The sequence below is a fragment of the Nonomuraea sp. NPDC004354 genome (genome assembly GCF_053602555.1).
Genome location: NZ_JBSGDV010000001.1, coordinates 186,437 through 207,874 on the forward strand (window position 1 = coordinate 186,437; position 21,438 = coordinate 207,874).

At 70.8% G+C, this 21,438-nt stretch carries 15 protein-coding genes; 8 read left to right on the forward strand and 7 right to left on the reverse strand.

Features of this window, described 5'->3' with window-relative positions; genetic code table 11:
* Positions 1-43: 43 nt before the first annotated feature.
* The 3 genes from ACWENQ_RS00840 (at position 44) to ACWENQ_RS00850 (ending at position 3,617) form a co-directional block, all read left to right on the forward strand.
* Positions 44-640: a sigma-70 family RNA polymerase sigma factor gene (locus ACWENQ_RS00840; RefSeq protein ID WP_354922027.1), complete on the forward strand. Its 597-nt coding sequence runs from the start codon at positions 44-46 to the stop codon at positions 638-640.
* 653 nt (positions 641-1,293) lie between these two features.
* Positions 1,294-2,082, forward strand: a complete 789-nt coding sequence (locus tag ACWENQ_RS00845; RefSeq protein ID WP_449929333.1) for a polysaccharide deacetylase family protein — start codon at positions 1,294-1,296, stop codon at positions 2,080-2,082.
* The gene (locus ACWENQ_RS00850) at positions 2,079-3,617 is read left to right on the forward strand and encodes a helicase HerA-like domain-containing protein (protein ID WP_452412489.1); all 1,539 of its coding nucleotides are present in this window, start codon (positions 2,079-2,081) and stop codon (positions 3,615-3,617) included. The genes ACWENQ_RS00845 and ACWENQ_RS00850 overlap by 4 nt, the downstream gene beginning before the upstream one ends.
* 56 nt (positions 3,618-3,673) lie before the next feature.
* On the opposite strand, the gene ACWENQ_RS00855 is transcribed toward ACWENQ_RS00850, so the two are convergent.
* The 3 genes from ACWENQ_RS00855 to ACWENQ_RS00865 all read right to left on the reverse strand — a co-directional run bounded on the left by ACWENQ_RS00855 (position 3,674) and on the right by ACWENQ_RS00865 (position 6,012).
* The gene (locus tag ACWENQ_RS00855; RefSeq protein ID WP_452412491.1) at positions 3,674-4,432 is read right to left on the reverse strand and encodes a MerR family transcriptional regulator; all 759 of its coding nucleotides are present in this window, start codon (positions 4,430-4,432) and stop codon (positions 3,674-3,676) included.
* A 10-nt stretch (positions 4,433-4,442) separates the two neighbouring features.
* Entirely contained in the window at positions 4,443-5,327 is an 885-nt protein-coding gene (locus ACWENQ_RS00860) for a DUF2268 domain-containing protein (RefSeq protein ID WP_449929339.1), read from the reverse strand.
* Positions 5,328-5,805: 478 nt separating this feature from the next.
* Positions 5,806-6,012, reverse strand: a complete 207-nt coding sequence (locus tag ACWENQ_RS00865) for a hypothetical protein (RefSeq protein ID WP_452412492.1) — start codon at positions 6,010-6,012, stop codon at positions 5,806-5,808.
* Positions 6,013-6,158: 146 nt separating this feature from the next.
* On the opposite strand from ACWENQ_RS00865, the gene ACWENQ_RS00870 reads away from it, so the two are divergent.
* Entirely contained in the window at positions 6,159-6,809 is a 651-nt protein-coding gene (locus ACWENQ_RS00870; RefSeq protein WP_354921982.1) for a DUF2461 domain-containing protein, read from the forward strand.
* 374 nt (positions 6,810-7,183) lie between these two features.
* On the opposite strand, the gene ACWENQ_RS00875 is transcribed toward ACWENQ_RS00870, so the two are convergent.
* Together ACWENQ_RS00875 and typA are read right to left on the reverse strand one after the other, a co-directional pair.
* Positions 7,184-9,733, reverse strand: coding sequence for a hypothetical protein (locus ACWENQ_RS00875; protein WP_452412493.1), 2,550 nt, complete (start codon positions 9,731-9,733; stop codon positions 7,184-7,186).
* A 218-nt stretch (positions 9,734-9,951) separates the two neighbouring features.
* Positions 9,952-11,805: a translational GTPase TypA gene (gene typA, locus ACWENQ_RS00880; protein ID WP_449929343.1), complete on the reverse strand. Its 1,854-nt coding sequence runs from the start codon at positions 11,803-11,805 to the stop codon at positions 9,952-9,954.
* A gap of 128 nt (positions 11,806-11,933) precedes the next feature.
* Between typA and ACWENQ_RS00885 the strand changes: the two genes are divergently transcribed.
* From ACWENQ_RS00885 to ACWENQ_RS00900, 4 genes are all read left to right on the forward strand, one after another.
* The gene (locus ACWENQ_RS00885) at positions 11,934-12,779 is read left to right on the forward strand and encodes a hypothetical protein (RefSeq protein ID WP_452412494.1); all 846 of its coding nucleotides are present in this window, start codon (positions 11,934-11,936) and stop codon (positions 12,777-12,779) included.
* 203 nt (positions 12,780-12,982) lie between these two features.
* Complete coding sequence (locus tag ACWENQ_RS00890) at positions 12,983-15,391, forward strand: LuxR C-terminal-related transcriptional regulator (protein WP_452412495.1); 2,409 nt, start codon at positions 12,983-12,985, stop codon at positions 15,389-15,391.
* 56 nt (positions 15,392-15,447) lie between these two features.
* On the forward strand, positions 15,448-15,720 hold the full coding sequence (locus ACWENQ_RS00895; protein ID WP_449929349.1) for an AMP-binding protein: 273 nt from the start codon (positions 15,448-15,450) through the stop codon (positions 15,718-15,720).
* 9 nt (positions 15,721-15,729) lie between these two features.
* Positions 15,730-16,491: an alpha/beta hydrolase gene (locus tag ACWENQ_RS00900; protein WP_449929351.1), complete on the forward strand. Its 762-nt coding sequence runs from the start codon at positions 15,730-15,732 to the stop codon at positions 16,489-16,491.
* A gap of 213 nt (positions 16,492-16,704) precedes the next feature.
* Here ACWENQ_RS00900 and ACWENQ_RS00905 read toward each other — a convergent pair whose 3' ends face one another.
* Together ACWENQ_RS00905 and ACWENQ_RS00910 are read right to left on the reverse strand one after the other, a co-directional pair.
* Positions 16,705-18,138, reverse strand: coding sequence for an aldehyde dehydrogenase (locus tag ACWENQ_RS00905; RefSeq protein ID WP_449929353.1), 1,434 nt, complete (start codon positions 18,136-18,138; stop codon positions 16,705-16,707).
* Positions 18,139-18,254: 116 nt separating this feature from the next.
* Entirely contained in the window at positions 18,255-21,302 is a 3,048-nt protein-coding gene (locus tag ACWENQ_RS00910; RefSeq protein ID WP_449929355.1) for a M14 family zinc carboxypeptidase, read from the reverse strand.
* Between the last annotated feature and the right edge of the window lie 136 nt (positions 21,303-21,438).

Here is a 21,438-nt window from a genome sequence, read left to right on the forward strand (position 1 = left end):
CGACTGACAGGCGCCGGGGGGAGAGCATGGAGGGGGAATGTACATGATCACTATGACCGAAGAGCAGCGCCAGGACTGGTTCGAGCGCGACGTCGTGCCCGTGACCTCGCAGCTGTTCGCCTCCGCGATGCGTCTGACCCGTAACACCGCCGACGCGGAGGACCTGGTTCAGGAGACGGTGGCCAAGGCCTACACGTCGTACCACCAGTTCCGTGAGGGCACCAACCTCAAGGCCTGGCTCCACCGGATCCTGACCAACAACTTCATCAACGACTACCGCAAGAAGCAGCGCTCCCCGAAGCTCTCGGCCGCCGAGGAGATCGAGGACTGGCAGCTGCACGCGGCCGAGTCGCACATGTCCAGCGGCCTGAAGTCCGCCGAAACCGAGGCGCTCGAGCAGCTGCCTGACAGCGCGGTGATGAACGCGCTGCGCGCCCTGCCCGAGGACTTCCGCGTCGCCGTCTACCTGGCCGATGTCGAAGGCTTCGCCTACAAGGAGATCGCCGAGCGGATGGGCACCCCCATCGGCACCGTGATGTCCAGGCTGCACCGCGGCCGCCGGCAGCTGCGCGGCATGCTGGAGGAGTACGCCCGCGAGGAGGGCGCCCTCCGTCTGCCCGCACAGCGCGTGGCCGCCTAGAGCTTCCCGCGCGGGCGCACCGGCACCACGCCGGACCGCCCGCCCCTGGCCGCCCGACCGGCATCACGCCGTCGCCGCCCGCCCGCCTGTGGCCGCCCGACCGGCGGCCTGTCCCGAGCCCGTGTCCCCGAGGGGCGCGGGCTCCGGCGTTGGACGGCCCCGCGCGTAGATCGATACCAATAGCGTCGAACGGCTTTCCAGGAACACTCCGTGGTTCCATGATTACGGTATGTGTTGTCCGTTGCGGGCACTCGATCGCCCCCAAGCTGGGTACATCCCCCATGTGCGACACGTCCTCGACAGGGGGTTGCGCGTTGACTGAGTCCCGTGCGGCGATCGAGAAGCTTCACGCGGAGCTGACAGGCCTGGGTGTGACCAGCGCCTACGAGGTGGGCGACGACGCCACTCTCTCGGTGTGGATAGGACTTGTCGTGCGGTACCGCGACGGGTTCTACCGATGGCAAGAGGGTTCGGTGAAACGTCGGCATTTGGGTACGGATCCGGTTGGATGTGCTATCAGAGTGGCGCGTCGCCACACCGAGCTCCAGGCTGATATCCCAGTCTGGTGGCATGACCTGGCCAAGGGGCTACGGGGGGGCTCGGTCCAGGACTATCCGTGACGTGGTCCCCCGAGCGCGCTTTCGGGGGGAAGCATGCGGGTGTGGTCAGGGCTGCTGGCCATGATGCTGGTGGCGGGATGTGGCACACCTGCGGCGGTCAAGGGCGGCGGCGTCGTACGGCTCAGCGCGCGGGCCCCCGCCCGCGTCGACCCCGGCGCCCTGGCCAAGTCCCTGACGGCGGTCCAGCCCGGCTGGCCGCATCCCGACCTCACGGTCGACTGCAGGGAGGTCAAGTGCGTGGCGCTGACCTTCGACGACGGCCCGGGCAGGTACACCCCCTGGCTGCTCGACGAGCTCGACGACCTCGAGGTGAAGGCGACGTTCTTCGTCGTGGGACAGATGGTGGCCGCCGACCGCGACCACACGCTGCCCCGCATGGTCGCCGCCGGGCACGAGATCGGCAACCACTCGTGGAGCCACGCCGAACTGCCCAGCCTGTCCGACGAGGGCATCGCGCGCGAGCTCGGCCGTACCCAGGACGTGGTCGAGCAGGTCGCCGGGGTGCGGATGACCGTGATGCGCCCGCCGTACGGGTCGACGGACGCCAGGGTCGCGGCCGAGACCCGCAGGCTGGGGCTGGCCCAGATCCTGTGGAGCGTCGACACCCTCGACTGGCGTGACCGCGTCCCCTCCGTCGTGGCCCGGCGCGCCGCCAAGGCCACGGGCGGGTCGATCGTGCTGATGCACGACATCCACCGCACCACGGTCGAGGCCGTGCCCGACGTGGTCGAGAGCCTCGCCGACAAGGGCTACCGGTTCGTCACCATCTCCGAGCTGTACGGCACGACGCCCGCGGCCGGCAGGAAGTACACCGAACTATGACACACGGCTACGACTTCGAAGGCCCCACCGTCCAGCTCGGCGTCCTCGTCGCCGACGGCGAGCCGCAGGCGCAGGCGCCGATCCGCATGCCGCTGCGGATGTTCAACCGGCACGGGCTGGTCGCGGGCGCGACCGGCACCGGCAAGACCAAGACGCTGCAGCTGATGGCCGAGCAGCTGTCGGCCCAGGGCGTGCCGGTCTTCCTCGCCGACATCAAGGGCGACCTGTCCGGCATGGCGTCGCAGGGACAGCCCTCGGACGGCCTGCTGAGGCGGGTACGGGAGATCGGGCAGGACTGGTCGGGCGCCGCGTGCCCGGTGGAGTTCTACGCGCTCGGCGGGCTCGGCGAAGGGGTGCCGCTGCGCGCCACCATGACCGCCTTCGGCCCCACGCTGCTGGCCAAGGTGCTCGAACTCAACGACACCCAGGAGTCGTCGCTCGGGCTGATCTTCCATTTCGCCGACACCCACGGCCTGCCGCTGCTGGACATGAAGGACCTGCGGGCGGTCATCCAGTACCTCGTCGACAACCCGGAGGTGCTGAAGGGCGTCGGCGGGTTGTCGAAGCAGACGGCGGGAGTGATCCTGCGGGCGCTGACCAACCTGTCGGCCGAGGGCGCCGACCGCTTCTTCGGCGAGCCCGAGTTCGACACCCGCGACCTCATGCGGGTCACCCCGGACGGCAGGGGCGTGGTGTCGATCCTGGAGCTGCCGGCCGTACAGGACCGGCCCGCCCTGTTCTCCACCTTCCTCATGTGGCTGCTGGCCGACCTGTTCGCCGACCTGCCCGAGGTCGGCGATCCCGACCGGCCCAAGCTCGTGTTCTTCTTCGACGAGGCGCACCTGCTGTTCACCGACGCCTCCAAGGCGTTCCTGCGCTCGATCACCCAGACGGTGCGGCTGATCAGGTCGAAGGGGATCGGCGTCTTCTTCGTCACGCAGACGCCCAAGGACGTGCCCGCCGACGTGCTGGCCCAGCTCGGGGCGAGGGTCCAGCACGCGCTGCGCGCCTTCACCCCGCAGGACGCCAAGGCGCTCAAGGCCACGGTCTCCACCTTCCCGCACTCCGACTACGACCTGGAGGAGCTGCTCACGCGGCTCGGCATCGGCGAGGCGGTCGTGACCGTGCTGTCGGACACGGGCGTGCCCACACCCGTCGCCTGGACCAGGCTGCTCGCGCCGCGCTCGCTGATGGCGCCCTCGGACCCGGGCCTGGTAGGGGGGATCGTGGCGGCCTCGCCGCTGCTGCCCAGGTACGGCCGGCCGATCGACAGGCAGTCGGCCTACGAGCTGCTGGCCGCCAGGATGGCCCCGCCGCCGCCGCCTGCCTCGCCCCCGCCCGCGCCCGCGCCTGCGCCCGCTCCCGTCCCCGCTCCCGGTCCGCGCGCTCCGCGGGTGCCGCAGGAGCAGCCCTCGGTGCTGGAGGCGGTGCTCGGGTCGGCGGTCTTCAAGTCCTTCGCGCGGTCGGCGGCCAGCGCGCTGGGGCGGGAGATCAGCCGCTCGGTCTTCGGCACGGCCAGGCGCCGCCGACGCTGACCCCCGCCGAGCCGCACACCCCTGGGTACGGCCCTGCACTGCCCGTCCGTGACGAGCTACATCCGGGTCCGCGCGTACGCATGCAGGGCGTCGCGGACGAATGTCGCCCCGGCGGCGTCGTCGTACATGCCGGCGAAGCGGGGGTCGTCGACGTACATGTCCCCCAGGCCCTTCACCATGTCGATCGAGCGCTCCCGGTCGCCCTCGGCCGTGGGGGTACCCGGGATCTGGCTCAGCCACTCGACGTGCCGGGCAGCCAGGGACTGAGCGTGTTCCGATGTCGGAGAAACCCCGGCCTTCACTGCGGCGACCCATGCGGCGACGAGGTCCTCGGCGGCATGCTTCCAGGCCCGCTGCTGGTCAAGGGTCTTGCCGTGCCACCAGTCGTTGCTCACCTGGAACGCGCGCTCGCCCCAGCGCGAGATCACCTCGTCCTTGTAGCGGTCGTTGAACCCCGCCAACATGACGTCCATCCGCGGTTCCGCCCCCGACTGCAGGGCCTCGAGCGTGTGACGCACAGACCGGATCTGCCGTTCGATACGATCCCGTTCCTCTTCCAGCGCGGCGATGTGGGCGCGGAGCCCGTCGCACGTGTCCACCTCGTCGGCCAGGACCTTGGCGATGGCCGGCAAGCCCATGCCGAGCCGGCGCATGAGCAGGATCCGCTGTAGCCGGGCGACCGCGGCGGGGTTGTAGTAGCGGTACCCGTTCGCGCCGACCCGGGACGGAGCCAAGAGCCCGAAGCGGTCGTAGTGACGCAGGGTGCGGCTGGTGATGCCGGCCCTCGTCGCGAGTTCCTGGATCGTCCACTCCATCGTCCCAGTGTTACCCGCGGCGGAGCGTGGTGGCGATGATCTCCGAGCTGTCGGCGTGCAGGGCCTGCGCCGCCGTCTGCCCGGTCGCCGCCAGGTAGGTGTCGACCAGCCGGTTGCCCGCGGCGTACCCGGCGCCCATCGGCAGTCCGACCGGGGTGAGGCCGAAGCGTTCGGCGCTGGGGTCGCCGTGCACCCAGGCGGTGAAGTTCTGCATGCCTGTCACGTCGAGCCCGGTGAGCACCTTGCCGAAGATCTCGTCGTCGTGCAGGTGCGGCACGCCGATGCGGGTGGGGCCGAGCTCGTCGCCGTAGAGCTGTCGGGCGAACGCGTCGGCCAGGCCCTCGGAGACGATGTGATCGCCGACTGTGACGGTCATCGGGTCCCACACAACGCCGCCCGGGCCGAACCGCAGGTTGTGGTGGAGTTCGTGCACGGCGGTGGCCTCCAGCCGTTCCACGTTCTCGGGGAAGGGCCAGAGCGTGATCACGATGTGGCCCGAGATGCCGCCGAACCCGGTCACTCCTTGGCAGGGCCCCATGAAGTGCTCGTCACCCGGGTCGCCGAGCACGAACAGCACGGTGATGTCCGGGGCCCCCAGCCCCGGCGTCGCCTCCAGCAGTACGGCGAGAGCGTCGTCGAGGGCGCGTCGCATCCGCTCCCAGGCTCCGGCCGCCGCCAGGGTTTCGAGCGCGTCGAGGCAACGCTCCTCGTCGCGGTCGATGGGGAACCCGGACGCTTCGAGGTGCATGGCCACCAGGTCGACCTCGCCGGGGTGGTAGCGGTACATGCCCATGGTGGGCTCCAGCATCGAACGCAGCAGGTCAACGCGGTCCGCGACCGGGGCCAGCAGGATCCGCCGCATGGCGGAGTAGGTGTCAAGAACAGTGATCGACATGGCCCCGATGCTAGAAGTTGACGCAGCGTCAAGGTCAAACAGCTCCAGGGCTCCAGGTCGACGTACAGGCCGTCTTGCCGAGCCGTTCCAGCGACCGACGACGTTGAACAGCGGTGCGCCGAGAAGCCGGCCAGGCCCTCAGCGGTGTGAGAGATCAAGACTCGTCACAGGGCGATCCGCTGCAGGGCCGTCCCCTTCGCGCCGGTGAAGACAAGGCTCCCGTGGTCCCGGCGACGGCGGCACGACGATGTCTGCGTACGGCACGTCCTGCTGCCATGGCCTGGTTCACGTCCACCGCGGTGGGCGGCGGCTCGTGCGTCGCCAGCGAGTCGAACACCTGCTTGACATCCATCAGTGGTCCTCCGTACGTCCGAGACGGGACTCCGGCGCGCCGAGCATCGAGCGCAGGGTGGCGAGGCCGCGAGCGGTCTGGCTCTTGACGGTTCCGGTGGAGCAGCCGAGCGCGTGATCGCGGACGTCAGCCGTACCCGGGAAACCGGCCCCTCCGCTGTTCGGCGAGGAAGACCCGGATCAGCATCACCCGTACGTAGGCGTCGAGGTCATCGGCGGCTCGCGCCTGGCGCCACTTGACGTACAGCCGCGTGATCGCCGTCTGCACCGCGATCTTCCGCAACCAGGACAGCCGGCCACTCACGTAGGCGGTGTACTCCTCGTCAAGGCTCATGGGTCTCCCAGATCGATGGCTTCACACCCCAGGAGATGCGTCCGGCCCGGGCGCCGGTCGCATGGGACGGGCAGGCTGGGGATCGCAGGGACGTCGGTTCGGGTGGCGGTGCGGTGGCTGTCGGTACCGCATGGCACCCTGTGAGGATGGGATTCACCGGCTTCCCCGACGAGGCCTTCGTCTTCTACGAGGGCCTTGAGGCCGACAACAGCAAGGCCTATTTCACGCGGCACAAGCAGCTCTACGAGGAGGCGGTCAGGGCGCCCATGCTGGCCCTGGTCGAGGACCTGGCCGCCGAGTTCGGCCCCGCCCAGCTGTTCCGGCCGTATCGCGACGTCCGCTTCGCCAAGGACAAGTCGCCCTACAAGACGCACCAGGGCGCCTTCGTCGACGCCATGCCCGGCATCGGCCTCTACGTCCAGCTGGACGCCTCCGGCCTCTACACGGCGGGCGGCTTCTACTCGACCGCCTCCGACCAGGTGGCCCGCTACCGGGCCGCCGTCGACGCGGACATCTCGGGCAAGCCGTTGCAGCGCATCGCCGACACGCTGGCGAAGGCCGGCTACGCCGCCGAGGGCGACCGGCTCAAGACCAGGCCGCGCGGGGTGCCCGAGGACCATCCGCGCCTCGAGCTGCTACGGCATCGCTCGCTCTACTTCGGGCGGCATTTCGAGCCCGAGCCGTGGGTGCACACCGTCCAGGCCGCCGACCGGGTCCGCACGACGTGGCGCGACTACGCGCCGCTGGTCGAGTGGCTCTGCGCCCACGTCAGGGGTAGCGAGCTGCCGCCCCGCTGATCCGCACGCCTGTCCCGGGAGTCCGGAAAACCACCCCCCGGGCCCGGATCCGCCCGCCCGCCATCCCACGAAGAACGCCCGAGCGGGCCTCGCGTCCCCTGGCGGCGACCGCCGTGGCATGCGACCTCGCTTTCCTGGTGGCGACCGTCGTGGCGCGCGACCTCACCTTCCTGGCCGCGACTGCCGGGAAGGCGACCTCGCCTTCATGGCGGCGACCGCCGGGCGCGCGACCTCACCTTCCTGGCGGCGACCGCCGGGAAGCGGCCTGGCTTGCTCCGGGCGAGCGGGCGAGCGGGCGGGCAGACGGGCAGACGGGCCGGTAGACGGGCAGACGGGCCGGGTAGACGGGCGGCGCAGACGGGCGGACGAACGGGTCAGGGGGCGTTCTGGCTGGTGGTGGAGTCGCCCTTGAGGATCCGGTCCACCGTCTTGGTCGCCGCCGAGGTGGCCGCCGTCGTGCCGGCCGCGATCACGACGGCGACCAGCGGGGTGGCGAGGCTGCGGACGCTGCGGATGTTGCGCACCCTGGCCCACGGCTCCCCGGCCGTGAACATGATCCGCCACTCCCAGTAGAGGCCGAGGCCGATGAAGACCAGCGCGCCCTGTCCGACCACGATCGCGACCACCTGCAACTTGTCCAGGCCGCCGATGTCGGGGTCGACGAGCGACGGGACGTAGGCCGACAGTTCGGTGACCAGTGCCGCGCTCATCACGAAGAGCGCCTTGGTGACCGGCTGCGTGCCGCGCAGGCGCGGATAGAAGTATCCGTAGAGGAACCCGAAGGCGGGCAGCGTGAACATGAACCGGGAGTCGAACACCCAGCTGGTCAGCTCGACCCCGTCGGGCCAGCCGTAGATGAGGGCGAAGGGCAGCGACAGCAGCAGGCTCACCACGAACGCCGCCAGGCCGTTCTGCCAGGGCGTGCAGGCCGCCGAGGTGGCGAAGGCGGTCTCGGTGTGCGGGGGTTCGACGGTGAGCATGTGGTCGAGTTCGTGGCGCTGGCGTTCGAAGTCCTCCATCGTGAGCTCGCCGGATCCCAGTTTCCCCCTGCTCAGCCGGTAGAGCTCCTGCTCGGATCCGTGCAGCACCCGCCGGTGCAGCGCGTCCCTGACCAGCGCCCGGTGCTCGGCCCGCGAGCAGGGTTCGACGATCTGGGGCCGCGGGCCTGACAGCAGCCAGGTGGCCGCCGCCCACGCCACGAGCGAGGTGATGGCCAGCGACGGCAGCGGCAGCTCGATCACGGTGGAGTCGGGGTCGGCGCGCGGGGTGAGGTAGAGGACCATCAGGCAGACGATCACCGTGGCCTCGACCGCCGGGTCGGCCATGGCGTCGAGTGACGCACCCAGCCGCCGCAGCCGTAGCACCAGCAGCGCGAACGTCAGCAGCAGCAGGCCGAGCGCGCCGCGCGTGACCTCGTTGAGCGGCTGTCCCAGGACCAGCGGGGGCGGCGTCCGGTCGGCGATCTGGTCCGGCTGGACGCTCCACGAGCCCGCGTCGAGCCATTCGGTCGGCCAGCCGAGCAGCAGCAGGCTGCCCAGCACGGCCACCACGATCGCGACGCGCGACCACGACCGGGTGGAGACGGCGATCCCGCCGATCGCGATCAGCGACCAGCACAGCGCGAGCACCAGCCGGACGCTGTCGGGAGGGAAGTAGCCGCCGCTCATCAGCGCCCGCACCCACAGCGCCAGCGCCAGGGCGCCCACCGCCACGCCAGCCGTGACCGCGGCCAGCCTGGCCACCAGGACGGCGATGCCGAGGTCGGTGCTGAAGGCCACGGCCGAGCCCGCCGCCGCCAGCGCCGCCGTCGCGGTGCCCGCGCCGAGCGTCAGCGGCGGCACCTGCCCGTGGACGAACGACCAGAACAGCATGCCGCCGGCCACCAGCACGCCGACGCCGGTGACGAGCAGCGCGTCCGTGGAGGTCCACGGCGGCCGGACGGGCACGACCCGGCGCGCGTGGCGCAGCGCCAGCATGGGCAGCGCGCCGAACAGGATCACCGGCCCCAGGTACGGCATGCCCGCCAGGAGCGTGGCCAGCAGCAGCGCCACCACGCACAGGACGGTGCCGATCGCCAGCTCGCGGTTGGGCGTCCGCCGCCACCACGAGGGGCCGAGCGCCTTGCCGAGGAAGACGGTCAGCGCGATCGCGGTGAAGACGCTCAGCACGGGCGTCCAGGAGAACGGGTCGGTCTCCTCGGCGTCGGGCCTGCCGTAGGACCGGTGCGCGAGATGGACCGAGACCGGCGCGGTGAAGGCGGTGAACGCCAGCCGGCCCGGCTGTTCCGTCTCGGGTGTCACCCGCTCGAGCTTGATCACCGTCCAGGAGGGCGCGGTCAGCGTGATCTCGCGTGCGAGGCCCGCCGCGTCCTGCTCGGTCGGGGGCAGGAAGTCCAGCCGCGGCAGCGCGTCGTCGGCGACCTGGCGCAGCATCGTGATCGTGAAGCGCGCCGTGGTCCGCGAGCCGGACGTGGTGAGCACGGGGGCGAGCCTCGTGGTGGGGATGAGGACGGCCGCGCGGTCGTCGGTCTTCACCGCCCCGAGCCGGCGGTCGGTGAAGCCCTGGATGTCGTCGGGGAAGGGCCCCTCGGAACGCAGGAGCGTCGCCAGCAGGTCGGTGCGGTCCAGGACGAGGCGGTGAACCACGGTGATCTTCAGCTGCCGGTCGCGCTCGTCGATCCTGCCCTGCGGCACCGTCGCCAGGTCGGTGTCGGTGGCGTCGGCGATCGTCACCTCGGTGGTCAGCTCGGGTGGCCTGCGGGGGGTGTGGTCCTGCGCGCCGTACACCTCGAGCAGCGAGGGGGTGTGGGGGGTGGGGGTGGGCGCCGCGTAGGTGACGGGTCTGGCCTCGACCACGCACCAGACGATGGCTCCCACGGAGATCGCGGCCAGCGCGTACGCGACGATGCTCCTCAGCCGGCCCACAACCAGCATGATCCACGCCGCTGGGTAACGGAGGGATCACCGCAGGGCACCAGCCGGAGCACGATGACAAGAAAGCCGCGAAGGATGTCAGGTTCGCCGGAAAAGTCCGGGCAGCACGAAGGCCCCCGCACTGTCCGGTGCTCGAGAGAGACCGGACGGCGCGGGGGCCCGAGAGGCTCCGATCCGACGGACCCCGCCCACGGGGGCGGGGCGCCGGGTCAGTTGGTGCGCTTGGCGCGGGCGGCGGCGCGCCCGCGGGTGGCGGCGTCGAGGACGACCTTGCGGATCCGTACGGTCTCCGGCGTGATCTCCACGCACTCGTCCTCGCGGATGAACTCCAGCGCCTGCTCCAGCGACAGCACCCGCGGCGGGATCAGCGTCTCGGTCACGTCGGCCGTGGACGAGCGCATGTTGGTGAGCTTCTTCTCCTTGGTGATGTTGACGTCCATGTCGTCGGACCTGGAGTTCTCGCCCACGATCATGCCCTCGTAGACCTCGGTGCCCGGCGAGACGAACAGCACGCCGCGCTCCTGCAGGTTCGTCATGGCGAACGCGGTCACCGGGCCGGAGCGGTCGGCGACCAGGGAGCCGTTGTTGCGGGTGCGCAGCTCGCCGAACCACGGCTCGTAGGCCTCGAAGACGTGGTGGACCAGGCCGGTGCCGCGAGTCTCGGTGAGGAACTCGGTGCGGAAGCCGATGAGGCCGCGGGCGGGGACCACGAACTCCATGCGGATCCAGCCGGTGCCGTGGTTGGTCATGTGCTCCATGCGGCCCTTGCGGACGGCGAGCAGCTGCGTCACCGCGCCGAGGTACTCCTCGGGGCAGTCGACCGTCAGACGCTCGACCGGCTCGTGGATCTTGCCGTCGATGGTCTTGGTGACGACCTGCGGCTTGCCGACGGTCAGCTCGTAGCCCTCGCGGCGCATCTGCTCGACCAGGATGGCCAGGGCCAGCTCGCCACGGCCCTGCACCTCCCAGGCGTCGGGCCGGTCGGTGGGCAGCACGCGCAGCGACACGTTGCCGACCAATTCCTTGTCGAGGCGGTCCTTCACCATGCGGGCGGTGACCTTCGAGCCCTTCACCTTGCCGACGAGGGGGCTGGTGTTGGTGCCGATCGTCATCGAGATCGCGGGCTCGTCGACGGTGATCAGCGGCAGCGGGCGGGGGTCGTCGGGGTCGGCCAGCGTCTCACCGATCATGATGTCGGGGATGCCGGCGATCGCGATGATGTCGCCGGGGCCCGCCTGCTCGGCCGGCTTGCGCTCCAGCGCCTCGGTCATGAGCAGCTCAGTGATCTTGACGCGCTGGACGGTGCCGTCGGTCCTGCACCAGGCGACCTGCTGGCCCTTCTTCATCGTGCCCTGGTGGATGCGGCACAGCGCGATCCTGCCCAGGTAGGAGGAGGCGTCGAGGTTGGTGACATGGGCCTGCAGCGGCGCGCTCGGGTCGTAGGTCGGCGCCGGGATCGTGCGCTTGATGACGTCGAACAGCGGCTCGAGGTCCTCGGAAGCGGGCATGCCGCCGTCCTCGGGACGCTCCAGCGAGGCCCTGCCGGCCTTCGCGGAGGCGTAGACGATCGGGAAGTCGATCTGCTCCTCGGTCGCGTCGAGGTCCATGAACAGCTCGTAGACCTCGTCGACGACCTCCTTGATGCGGGCGTCGGGGCGGTCGACCTTGTTGATGCACAGGATGACGGGCATCTTCGCGGCGAACGCCTTGCGCAGCACGAACCTCGTCTGTGGCAGCGGCCCCTCGGAGGCGTCGACCAGCAGCACCACGCCGTCGACCATCGACAGGCCGCGCTCGACCTCGCCGCCGAAGTCGGCGTGGCCGGGGGTGTCGATGATGTTGAGGGTCATGTCACCGTGCTTGACGGCGGTGTTCTTGGCGAGAATGGTGATGCCCTTCTCGCGCTCCAGGTCGTTGGAGTCCATGACACGGTCGTCGACGTCCTGGTTGGCGCGGAAGGCCCCGGACTGCCAGAGCATGGCATCCACGAGAGTGGTCTTGCCGTGGTCGACGTGCGCGATGATCGCGATGTTCCGCAGGTCGTCGCGGCTGTTCAAAGGCATGATGAGGTCTCACTCTGTGTTCGTGGAGGCTGACCGCGGGACGATGCGGCGCAACCAGTTTAGTTGATCCCGTTACACCCTTGGTGTGGTGGGAGCAACAGGGCAGACTTCACCTTGTGTCCCCTCACATGCGGCATGTCCGTAGGCTGCTGGACGAGCGGCGTTACCCGTGGGCGCACGCCTACGTCGACCGGTTGATCTCGGACTCGCCCCTCGACCCGGAGCCGTGGCTGCTGCGGGCACTGATCCTCGAGCGCCAGGGCCGCCCGAACGGGGAGGCGGTGCGGCGCGCCGAGGAACTGGGTGGCGACTACACAACGCTGAGGAACAGCCTCCCTGTTCCCCGGGGGGTCCGGCGTCCGTGGTGGGACGGCTGGGGCATGGAGATCGTGACGCTGCTCGTGCTGGGCATGCTGGTGGCGCCGCTGGTGTGGCTGGGCGAGCCGGTACGCGCCGCCGGGCCGGGCGACTGGAACCTGGCCGTGTACCTCGCGGTGATCCTGGTGGTCTACGGCGTGCCCTGGGCGGTCGGGGCCAGGCGGGAACGGCTGAACGTCCCGGCGGAGGCGCGGGCGCGCAGGGACGCCTCCAGGGCCTTCCACGCCGGGCTGGACGACGAGGGGCTGCGCCACCACGTGGGCGGGCCCGCCAGGTACCTGTGCCTGGCGGGCGTGCTCGGCGCCCTGGCCCCCGGACTGCTCCCGCTGGACGACCCCGCGGCGGCCGTACGGCTCGGCGCGGCCGTCCTCGGCGTGGCGGTGCCGGCCACCGCCCTGTACGTGATGGGCGCCGGACCGCTGCGCAGGGCGGTGCGGGTGAGCTGGGTCGTGTCGGTCAACGCCGCGCTGGCCGTGGTCTGGCTGGCGGTGTCGCTCGCCGTGCCCGGCTGGGATCCGGGCGCCTACCTCCTGATGTGGGGGCTACTGGGATGGCTGGCCCCGCTGCTCCCGAAGCTCATGACGCGCCTGGCCTGAGGAACGGCACGCAGGACCGCGACGCCGTGGATCACCACGTCCGTACCACGGGTCCGGCGGGAACGGATCGAATTCCGGAAGACGGAGCCGCATGTGCGCGAAGATGAGAGCGCGCCGCTGATTGACCTCCGAACCGCTTGTGTAGCTGGGTGATCGCATGCACACTCGCGGTGACGCCTGCCCTGAATACTCCGGTTGAAGGCATGACATCGCATAACCTCCCGGTCGAACCGAATCGTTTCGTCGGCCGCACGCGTGACATGGACGAGCTGTGCGGACTGCTGCGCGATCAGCGCCTGGTCACGCTCTGCGGCGTGGGCGGCATCGGGAAGACGCGCCTCGCGCTGCGCGTGGCCGCCAGGGTGGTGCCCGACTTCCCCGACGGCGTGTGGCTGGTCGAGCTGGCCAGGATCACCAGCGCCGACCTGGTGGCGCACGAGATCGCCACCGTGCTCGGCGTGCGGGAGGAACGGTCGCGGCCCGCGCTCGACGGCCTGCGCGTACGGCTGCGCGGCGCCCGGGCCCTGCTCGTGCTCGACAACTGCGAGCAGGTCGTCGAGCGGTGCGCCGAACTGGTGTCGGAGCTGCTGGCGCGCTGTCCCGACCTGCGGATCCTCCTGACGACCAGGGAGGCGCTGCGCGTTCCCGGCGAGCTGGTCTGGCGGGTGCCCCCGCTCGACCTGCCGGACGCCCGCCATCCCGACGCCGAGGCCGTGCTGTTGTTCACCGACCGGGCGATGGCGGTGGGCACCAGGCTGGCCGGTGTCGACTTCGACGACGTGGCCAGGCTGTGCGTGGCGCTCGACGGGCTGCCCCTGGCCCTGGAGCTGGCCGCCGCCCGCACCCGGGTGCTCAGCCCCGCGCAGATCGCCGACCGGATCGGCGACCGCTTCCGGCTGCTGACCAGCGGTGACCGTACGGCTCCCGCCAGGCAGCGGACGCTGCTGGCCGCCGTGGAGTGGAGCCACGACCTGCTCACCCCGAAGGAGCGGGTGCTGCTGCGGCGGCTGGCGGTCTTCGCCGGGCCCTTCGATCTCGACCTGGTCGAGCAGGTGTGCGCCGACGAGCGGGAACTGCCCGCGGAGCAGATGCTCGACCTGCTGGCCGGCCTGGCCGACAAGTCGCTGCTGCTGGCTGACGGGGGGCGCTACCGCCTGCTGGAGACGATCAAACAGTTCGCCGCCGAGCGCCTGCGCGACAGCGGCGAGGTCGCCTGGTTCCGTGACCGCCACCTGCGGGTGATCTGCGAGGTGCAGGAACGGTGCTTCGAGTCGGGCCTGGCGGCGCCGCGGGCGCCGTGGCCGGAGCGCCTGCCGTTCTTCGTCAGGGGCAGGAGCCTGCTCGACGACTGCAGGGCCGCCGTGGGCTGGGCGGTCGAGTCGGGCAACGCCCTGCTGGGGCTGCGCCTGGCGTACGTGGCCTCGGCGCTGCTGGCCGTCCACGGGCAGATCGCCGAGGGCGTCGACTGGTTCGAGCGGCTGCTGCGCCTCGACCTGACGGGCGTGCCGCCCGAGGTGATCGCGCTCAGCAAGGGCGCGCTCGCCTACGGGCTCGAGGCGAGGGACGACCTGGCCGGCTGCGAGCGGGTGGTCGCGGAGGCGCTCAAGGAGCAGGAGACGGTCCCGCACAGCCTCGGAAAGGGCGTCACGCTCAACGTGGCGGGGGTGCTGCTGCTGCGCACCGGCCAGTTCGACCGGGCGGAGCGGCACTTCGAGGAGGTCGTGGCCACCACGAGAGCGCACGACGACACCTTCAACAGGGTCATCGCGCACTCGTGCCTCGCCGTCCTCGCGGGCGTCAGGGGCCAGCTGCGCCTGGCGCAACGGCACGCGGGCGAGGCGCTGTCGGTCGCCAGGGAGAACGGCCACCCGTGGCACGTCGCGATGGCGACCAGCCAGCTCGCCGCGGTGGCCGAGTGGCGCGGCGACACCGAGGCGGCGGTGAGCCACTACCGCGAGGCCGCCGCGATCTTCGGCGACCTCGACAACAGGGTGGAGATGGAGCGCTGCCTGGTCATGGTCGCCAAGGCCGCGGTGGGCCGCAGGGACCACGCCATGGCCAGGGAACTGCTGGCCGAGTGCCTGGAACTGGCGCGGCGGACGGGTCAGCGGCTCGGCGTCGCGCGCGTGCTGCGGGTGCTGTCACGGCTGGCCGACGTCGAGGGCGACCTGGGGTCGGCCGTGCTGTGCTCGGGGGCGGCGACCGCGCTCGCCGAGGAGATGGGCGAGCCGACCGGCTCGGGCCGGATCGAGGACCTGCTCGCCCGCGCCCGCGACAAGCTCGGCGAGGGCCGTACGGCGCTGCAGTGGTCGAGGGGCAGGCAGCTCGACCCGGTCGAGGTCGCGCGCCTGGTGCTGGAGGGCGGGGGAGCGGCGGGGAGCCTGCCGGCCCCGGCCGTGGCCGAGGTGCCGCACCCGGTGCTCACCGCCCGCGAGCAGGAGATCGCCGGCCTGCTCACCCGCGGGCTGTCCAACAAGGGCATCGCCGACGAGCTGGTCATCAGCCCCGCCACCGTCGCCCGGCACATCGCCAACATCATGGAGAAGCTCGGCTTCACCTCGCGCGCGCAGATCGCGCTCTGGGCCGTGGAGCACGGCCTGGGTTCTGCATAGCGGTCTGCATATTACGCCCCATGTGCGGGCGAAGCGTGCTCCCTAGCCTGAGTCGCATGAGCACAGAAGACCTGCTCCGGCGCCGCGGGCTGCGCCCCGGCGACCGGGTGGTCGTCTGCCTGCCCCGGGGAGCGGATCTCAACGCGGCGGTGGACGGCGCGATCGCCGTGGGGGCCATCGTCACCGTGCTGCCCGCCGGCTTCGAGGTGGGCGAGCACATCCGGCAGAGCGCCGCGCGCATCATGATCTCCGACTCGGACGACGCCGTCAAGGCCGCCGAGGACTCCCGCATCAGGCAGGTCATCGGGAGCGCCGAGCTCCGTCAGTAGGCTCGCTCCATGCCTTTCGCCACCAGCTTCCCGGTCATGCTCAGGACCGCCGACGGCGTCCGGATCGACGCCGCCCACACCCCCACCCGTGGCCGCGGCGACCTCGGCATCGTGGTGGCGCACGGCTTCACCGGGTCGTGGCGCGACCGCACCGCCCGCAGGATCGTCCACGTGCTGAGCGGGTTCGGCGGCGTGCTGGCCTTCGACTTCCGCGGCCACGGCCGCTCGGGCGGCGAGAGCACCGTGGGTGACAGGGAGGTGCTCGACCTGGAGGCGGCCGTCCGGCACGCGCGGGTCGCCGGCTACTCCTCGGTGGCGGTGGCCGGCTTCTCGATGGGGGCGGCGGTGGCCGTCCGGCACGCGGCGCTGCACCGCGGCGTGGACGCGGTGGCCGCGGTGAGCGGGCCCGCCCGCTGGTACTACCGCGACACCAGGCCGATGCGCCAGGTGCACTGGGCGATCGAGCGGCCGTTCGGCAGGCTGGCGGCGCGGGTGGTCAAGCGCACCAGGATCGCCCGCGGCCAGTGGGACCCGATCCCGATGCCGCCGTACGAGGCCGCCGCGCTGATCTCGCCGACGCCTCTGCTCGTCGTGCACGGCGACGCCGACACCTTCTTCCCGCTGGAGCACGCCCACCAGATCTTCGACGGCGCCCGCGAGCCGAAGGAGCTGTGGATCGAGCCCGGCTTCGGGCACGCCGAGTCGGCCGCGACACCCGAACTCATCCGCCGCGTCGGCAAGTGGATCACCACGAACACCGCGCGGGACTAGATCGAACCTTTTCCGGATGAAGAGCGTCTACCTATGACGTAAGGAAGGAACCCGCCGGGGGACTGCCATCGGCCGCATCGGCCGTCACGGCGGTAGACGCGGGACATACTTCTGTAGCCGGGTGAACGCCCAGCGTCGCGGGGGCGCGCTGGGTGCCGCCCCGCACCCTGCCCCGGTACGGCACGCCGTACCGGGGCACTTCGTCGCCGGGACTCAGCCGAGCCGGGCGATGGTCTTGTACTCCAGGTAGGCGGACAGCCCCTCGGGGCCGAGCTCGCGGCCGACCCCGCTGGCCTTGTAGCCGCCGAAGGGCACGTTGGACTCCAGCATGAAGCAGTTGACGCCGTAGGTGCCGGTGCGGACCTGGCGCGCGATGTCCATGCCGTGCTCGGTGTCGGCCGTCCACACCGTGCCGGCCAGGCCGTAGTCGCTGTCGTTGGCGATGCGGACGGCGTCGGCCTCGTCCTCGTAGGGGATCACGGCCAGGACCGGGCCGAAGATCTCCTCGCGGGCGATGCGCATGTCGTTGCTGACGCCGGAGAAGACGGTGGGCGCGACGTACCAGCCCGTGTCGAAGGGCCGGTCGAGGCCGCCCACGACGATTTTCGCGCCCTCGTCCATGCCGAGCTTGACGTAGCCCTCGACGCGTTCCTGCTGCCGCTTGGCGACCAGCGGGCCGATGCCGGTGGCCGGATCGGCGGGGTCGCCGACGACCTGCGAGGTGACCATGCCCGCCACGGCCTCGACGACCTCGTCGTAGCGGCGGCGGGAGGCGAGGATGCGGGTCTGGGCCACGCAGGCCTGGCCGTTGTTCATGAGCGAGGCGATGGCGAGCATGCCCATGCTCGCGCCGAGGTCGGCGTCGTCGAGCACGATCGCCGCCGACTTGCCGCCGAGCTCCAGGCTGCACCGCTTGAGCTGTTCGCCGCAGATCGCGGCGATGCGGCGGCCCGCGGCGGTCGAGCCGGTGAAGGCCACCTTGTCGACGCCGGGGTGGGAGACCAGGTGCTCGCCCGTCTCGCGGCCGGCGGGGACGATGTTGAGCACGCCGCCGGGGATGCCGGCCTCCTGCACCATCTCGGCCAGCAGGTAGGCGTCGAGCGGGGTCTCGGGGGCGGGCTTGAGCACGATCGTGCACCCCGCGAGCAGCGCGGGGGCGATCTTCGTCATGGAGACGAACTGCGGGACGTTCCACGGCACGACGGCGGCGACCACGCCGACGGGCTCCCTGCGCACCGTCGTGGGGCCGAACAGGCCGGGGCGCTCCTCCTCCTGCTGGAAGGTCTTGCCGTACTCGGCGTAGTACTGGAGCATCCCGAGCGGCTGGGGGGCCTGGGCCAGCTGCGAGAAGGTGATCGGCGAGCCCATCTCCTCGGTGATGAGGGCGGCCATCTCGCCCTGCCGCGCGGCGTAGATGTCGGCGAGCCTGCCGATCGCCGCGGCCCGCTCGCCGAAGCTGAGCCTGGGCCAAGGGCCGTGGTCGAAGGCCTCGCGGGCGGCGGCCACAGCGCGGTCCATGTCGGCGGGCGTCCCGTCGGGGACCCGGCCGACGACCTGCTCGGTGTGGGGGTTGACGACCTCGATGATGCCGGTGCCCGCCGGAGCCACCCATTCGCCCCCGATGAACAGCGTGTCGTGCTGGCGCATGTCGTGACCCTTCTCATGTGACCGAGTGCTTGCTTCCTTTGGGAGACCGAATCATGTTCTGTGAAGGCACGCAAGAGGGGTACGGCCCACAGAGCCGTACCCCTCAGCGCCGTGCGCTAGCGGGAGTCGCCCAGCAGGTGCGCCAGCGACCGCTTCACCAGATCGGTGCGCTGTGCCTGCGTAGTGACGCCTTCGACGCCGTACCCGAGCAGGACGGTGTCCTTGGTGACGATGCCGCCGCCCTCGTCGAAGACCTTGTCCGTGCGGGCCCAGGTGTTGAGCAGCGGGCCCGAGCCGGGCGGCGGTCCACCCGCCGTCCAGCCGCCGAGGTCGGACTCGAAGGAGGTCTGCTCGGTCACCGCGCCGTCGAGCGTGACCTTCGCGTCGTCGAGGAAGACGCCCGCCTGGTGGGTGGACCAGTCGGTGATGGACGACAGCGAGATCTCGACCTGCTTGCCCGCGTAGGGCGTCAGGTCGATCTTCCACTCCTGCCAGCCCGCCGAGTTGCCGCTGGCCGCGTGCCACGCGCCGCTGCTGCCGGTCGGCTCGCAGTTCGGCCCCTGGTAACGGGTGGTGAAGGGGTGGATGGTCCGCCAGTGCTGGCCGCTGGGCGTGTTGCAGCTCGACCCGGTGGACTGGGTGGTGTGCCCGTTGGCGTCCGGCAGCGTCGTCCAGTCGTCCTGGCCGACGGTGTGCGCCTCGACGGTGAAGAAGTCCCAGTCCGCCTCGGTGTCGCGCGAGGCCCAGAACGTCAGCTCACCGCTGCTCTTCCCGGTCAGGTCGATCGTCCTGGTCAGGCGCTTCCAGGAGGCGTCGGCGATGCCGCTCTGCACGTCCCACGACCCCGTGTGCGGGTCGAACGGCCCGCCCGGCCGGTCCCAGGAGATGCCCGCCCTGCTCTCGAACTGCGGGAAGGTCTCGACCGGCAGGATCGCCGAGGTGGCCACCCACGAGTTGTTGTGGTCCTGGTTGCCTGCCGAGTCGCCGCCGTTCAGCGTGCCGGTGAAGCCGTCGAAGGCGCCCACCCTGCCCTTGAGCGCGTACGGCTCGTGCGTCTGCGGGTTGGTGCCGCCGTTGTCGAACCAGATGTAGGCCCCCAGCCAGTACTGCTGGAAGTCGTTGTTGATCTCGAAGCACGGCGGCGTGGCCGCGACCACGCACTCGCCGAGCGAGGGGTCGGGCTGGAAGAAGAAGCCCTGGTTGGCGTTGCGCGCGTAGTGGGCGTACTTGCCTGCCGACAGCAGCTTGCCACCCTCGTTGAGGTAGTCGCGCACCGCGATCTCGGTCTCGACGCTGTGCCTGGCGATGGTGCCGGGCACCTGTCCGGCCGAGCGCGGGTTGATGTCGTCACCGGTCTCCCACACCACGGCCTGGTAGTGGCTGAGCACGCCCAGCGGGTGCGGCGCCTTGCGGCCGTTCTTGTCGATGTCGTAGACGTCGGAGGTGTAGCCGGCCTCGGAGATCGCCTTGGCGTAGTCGTCGACGTACTTCGACTCCGTCACACCCTGCGCGGGGCTGATGCCCGTGACGTCCTCGGCCGCCAGGATGAGCACCTTGCCGCCGATGTCGTCGGCCACCTTGTAGGTGAAGTCGGCGCTCTTCTTGGTCAGCGACCGGAACCAGACCTTGACGCTGTCGCCGGGCTTGGTGCCGGTGATCTTGCCGCGGAGCTGGTGGTAGTAGACGTTGTAGCCCTTGCCGTACCGCTCGCCGCCCTTCCATTCGGTGGTGAGCGCGGTCCTGGTGCGGCCGCCGTTGACCTGGTACTGCACGACCACGGGGCCGAGCTTGCGCTTGGCGTTGACCTGCACGACCTGGTCGGTGCCGTGGCTGACCTCGAAGTCGTCGACCACGAAGTCGGGCGTGGTGTTGCCCAGGTGGCTGACCGGTTCGACCGGGTTGGCCGCCGATCTGGCGATGTCGAGGGCGAAGGGCAGGTTCTTGTCGAACTCCGCCTGGACCAGCGCCTCGTCGTCGGGGAAGACGAAGCCGCAGCCGTCACAGCCCTCGTTCAGCTCCGGCGTCCAGGACAGCGTGCCGTACTGGGCGTGCGCGCGGTCGTTGGTGTCGCCGTTGGTGATGTACAGCTCTCCCGCGGCGAGGCCCGGGTTGAAGCCGGGGACGGCGGGGTTGGCGTCGGTGCCGGTCAGGGCCTCGTAGACCGGGTTGTCGGCGGTCTGCGTGTACATCTGCCAGCCCATCGGGTACAGCAGCAGCGGACCGAAGGAGTGGTAGTTGAGCTGCAGCTTGAACTTGATCCGGCGCAGCAGCCCGTCCATCGCCCTGGTCTCGGGCTCGCTGGCAGGGCCGGTTCCCCGGTAGGTCTCGCTGCTCGGGACGCTGGAGGCGCCTTCCTCGTCATAGTGGAAGTTCGTGGGGAAGTTGCGGTTGGGGTCGACGCCGTCGCCCGCGGTGATCTGCCCGTCTCCGTTGTTGTCCCGCAGGTTCTTGCGCCACAGGCGGTTGCCCTCGGTGAAGGTGTAGTCGTAGCCGTCGGGGTTGGCGACGGGCACGAACCACAGCTCGGTCGAGCCCAGCAGGTCGGCCAGCGCCTTCTTGTTGGCCACCACGTGCTTCAGCAGCCGCATGTCGACCTCTGTCGCGATCCACTCGCGGGCGTGCTGGGTCGCCGAGTAGAGGGCGGCGGGCCTGGCGCCGTCCGGCAGGATCCTGGCGTGCTTGGTCACCTTGACCGCCAGGATGTCCTGCCCCTTGATCGTCTTGCCGATCGACTGCAGTTTGACGATGTCCTTGTTGGCGTCGGCGATGGCCTTGAGCTGGTCGGCGATGCCGCCCTGCTCGGAGTAGCTGCGCCAGACCGTGTAGCCGCCCGCGGCCTGCGCCTTGGCGGCCTCGAGCTGTGTCTGGCCCTGCGGGTTGCGGACAGGCTGCGGCTTGTGCCCGAGCTTGGTGATCCTGACCAGGTCGGCCTGGTCGGCGGTGAACTCGATGTGCTCCTTGCCGGCGACGGCCTGCTTCTGCACGACGTCGACGCCGTCCTCGGCGAGCGCCTGACCGGTGCCCGGCGGGCCGTCCACCTGGTAGAGCTCGATCCGGTCGGACGGGGGTAAGGCGGGGTCCTCAGCCGCGACGGCCTGCCCCGCCACCAGGGAGGTGGCCAGACAGGCGGTCACGGCTGTGACGAGGGTGAAAGTACGAGACAAGTTCTGCCCCTTTGCAGAAGACGGAATGCTCGAAATGTCACCCGGCGTCGGGGGCTCGGCAAGACCCAAGTGTTGGCCTGTTGTCGGACAAAGTGCTAGATACTTCGCCAAAGGCGCACGAGTTCCATGGTTCGGG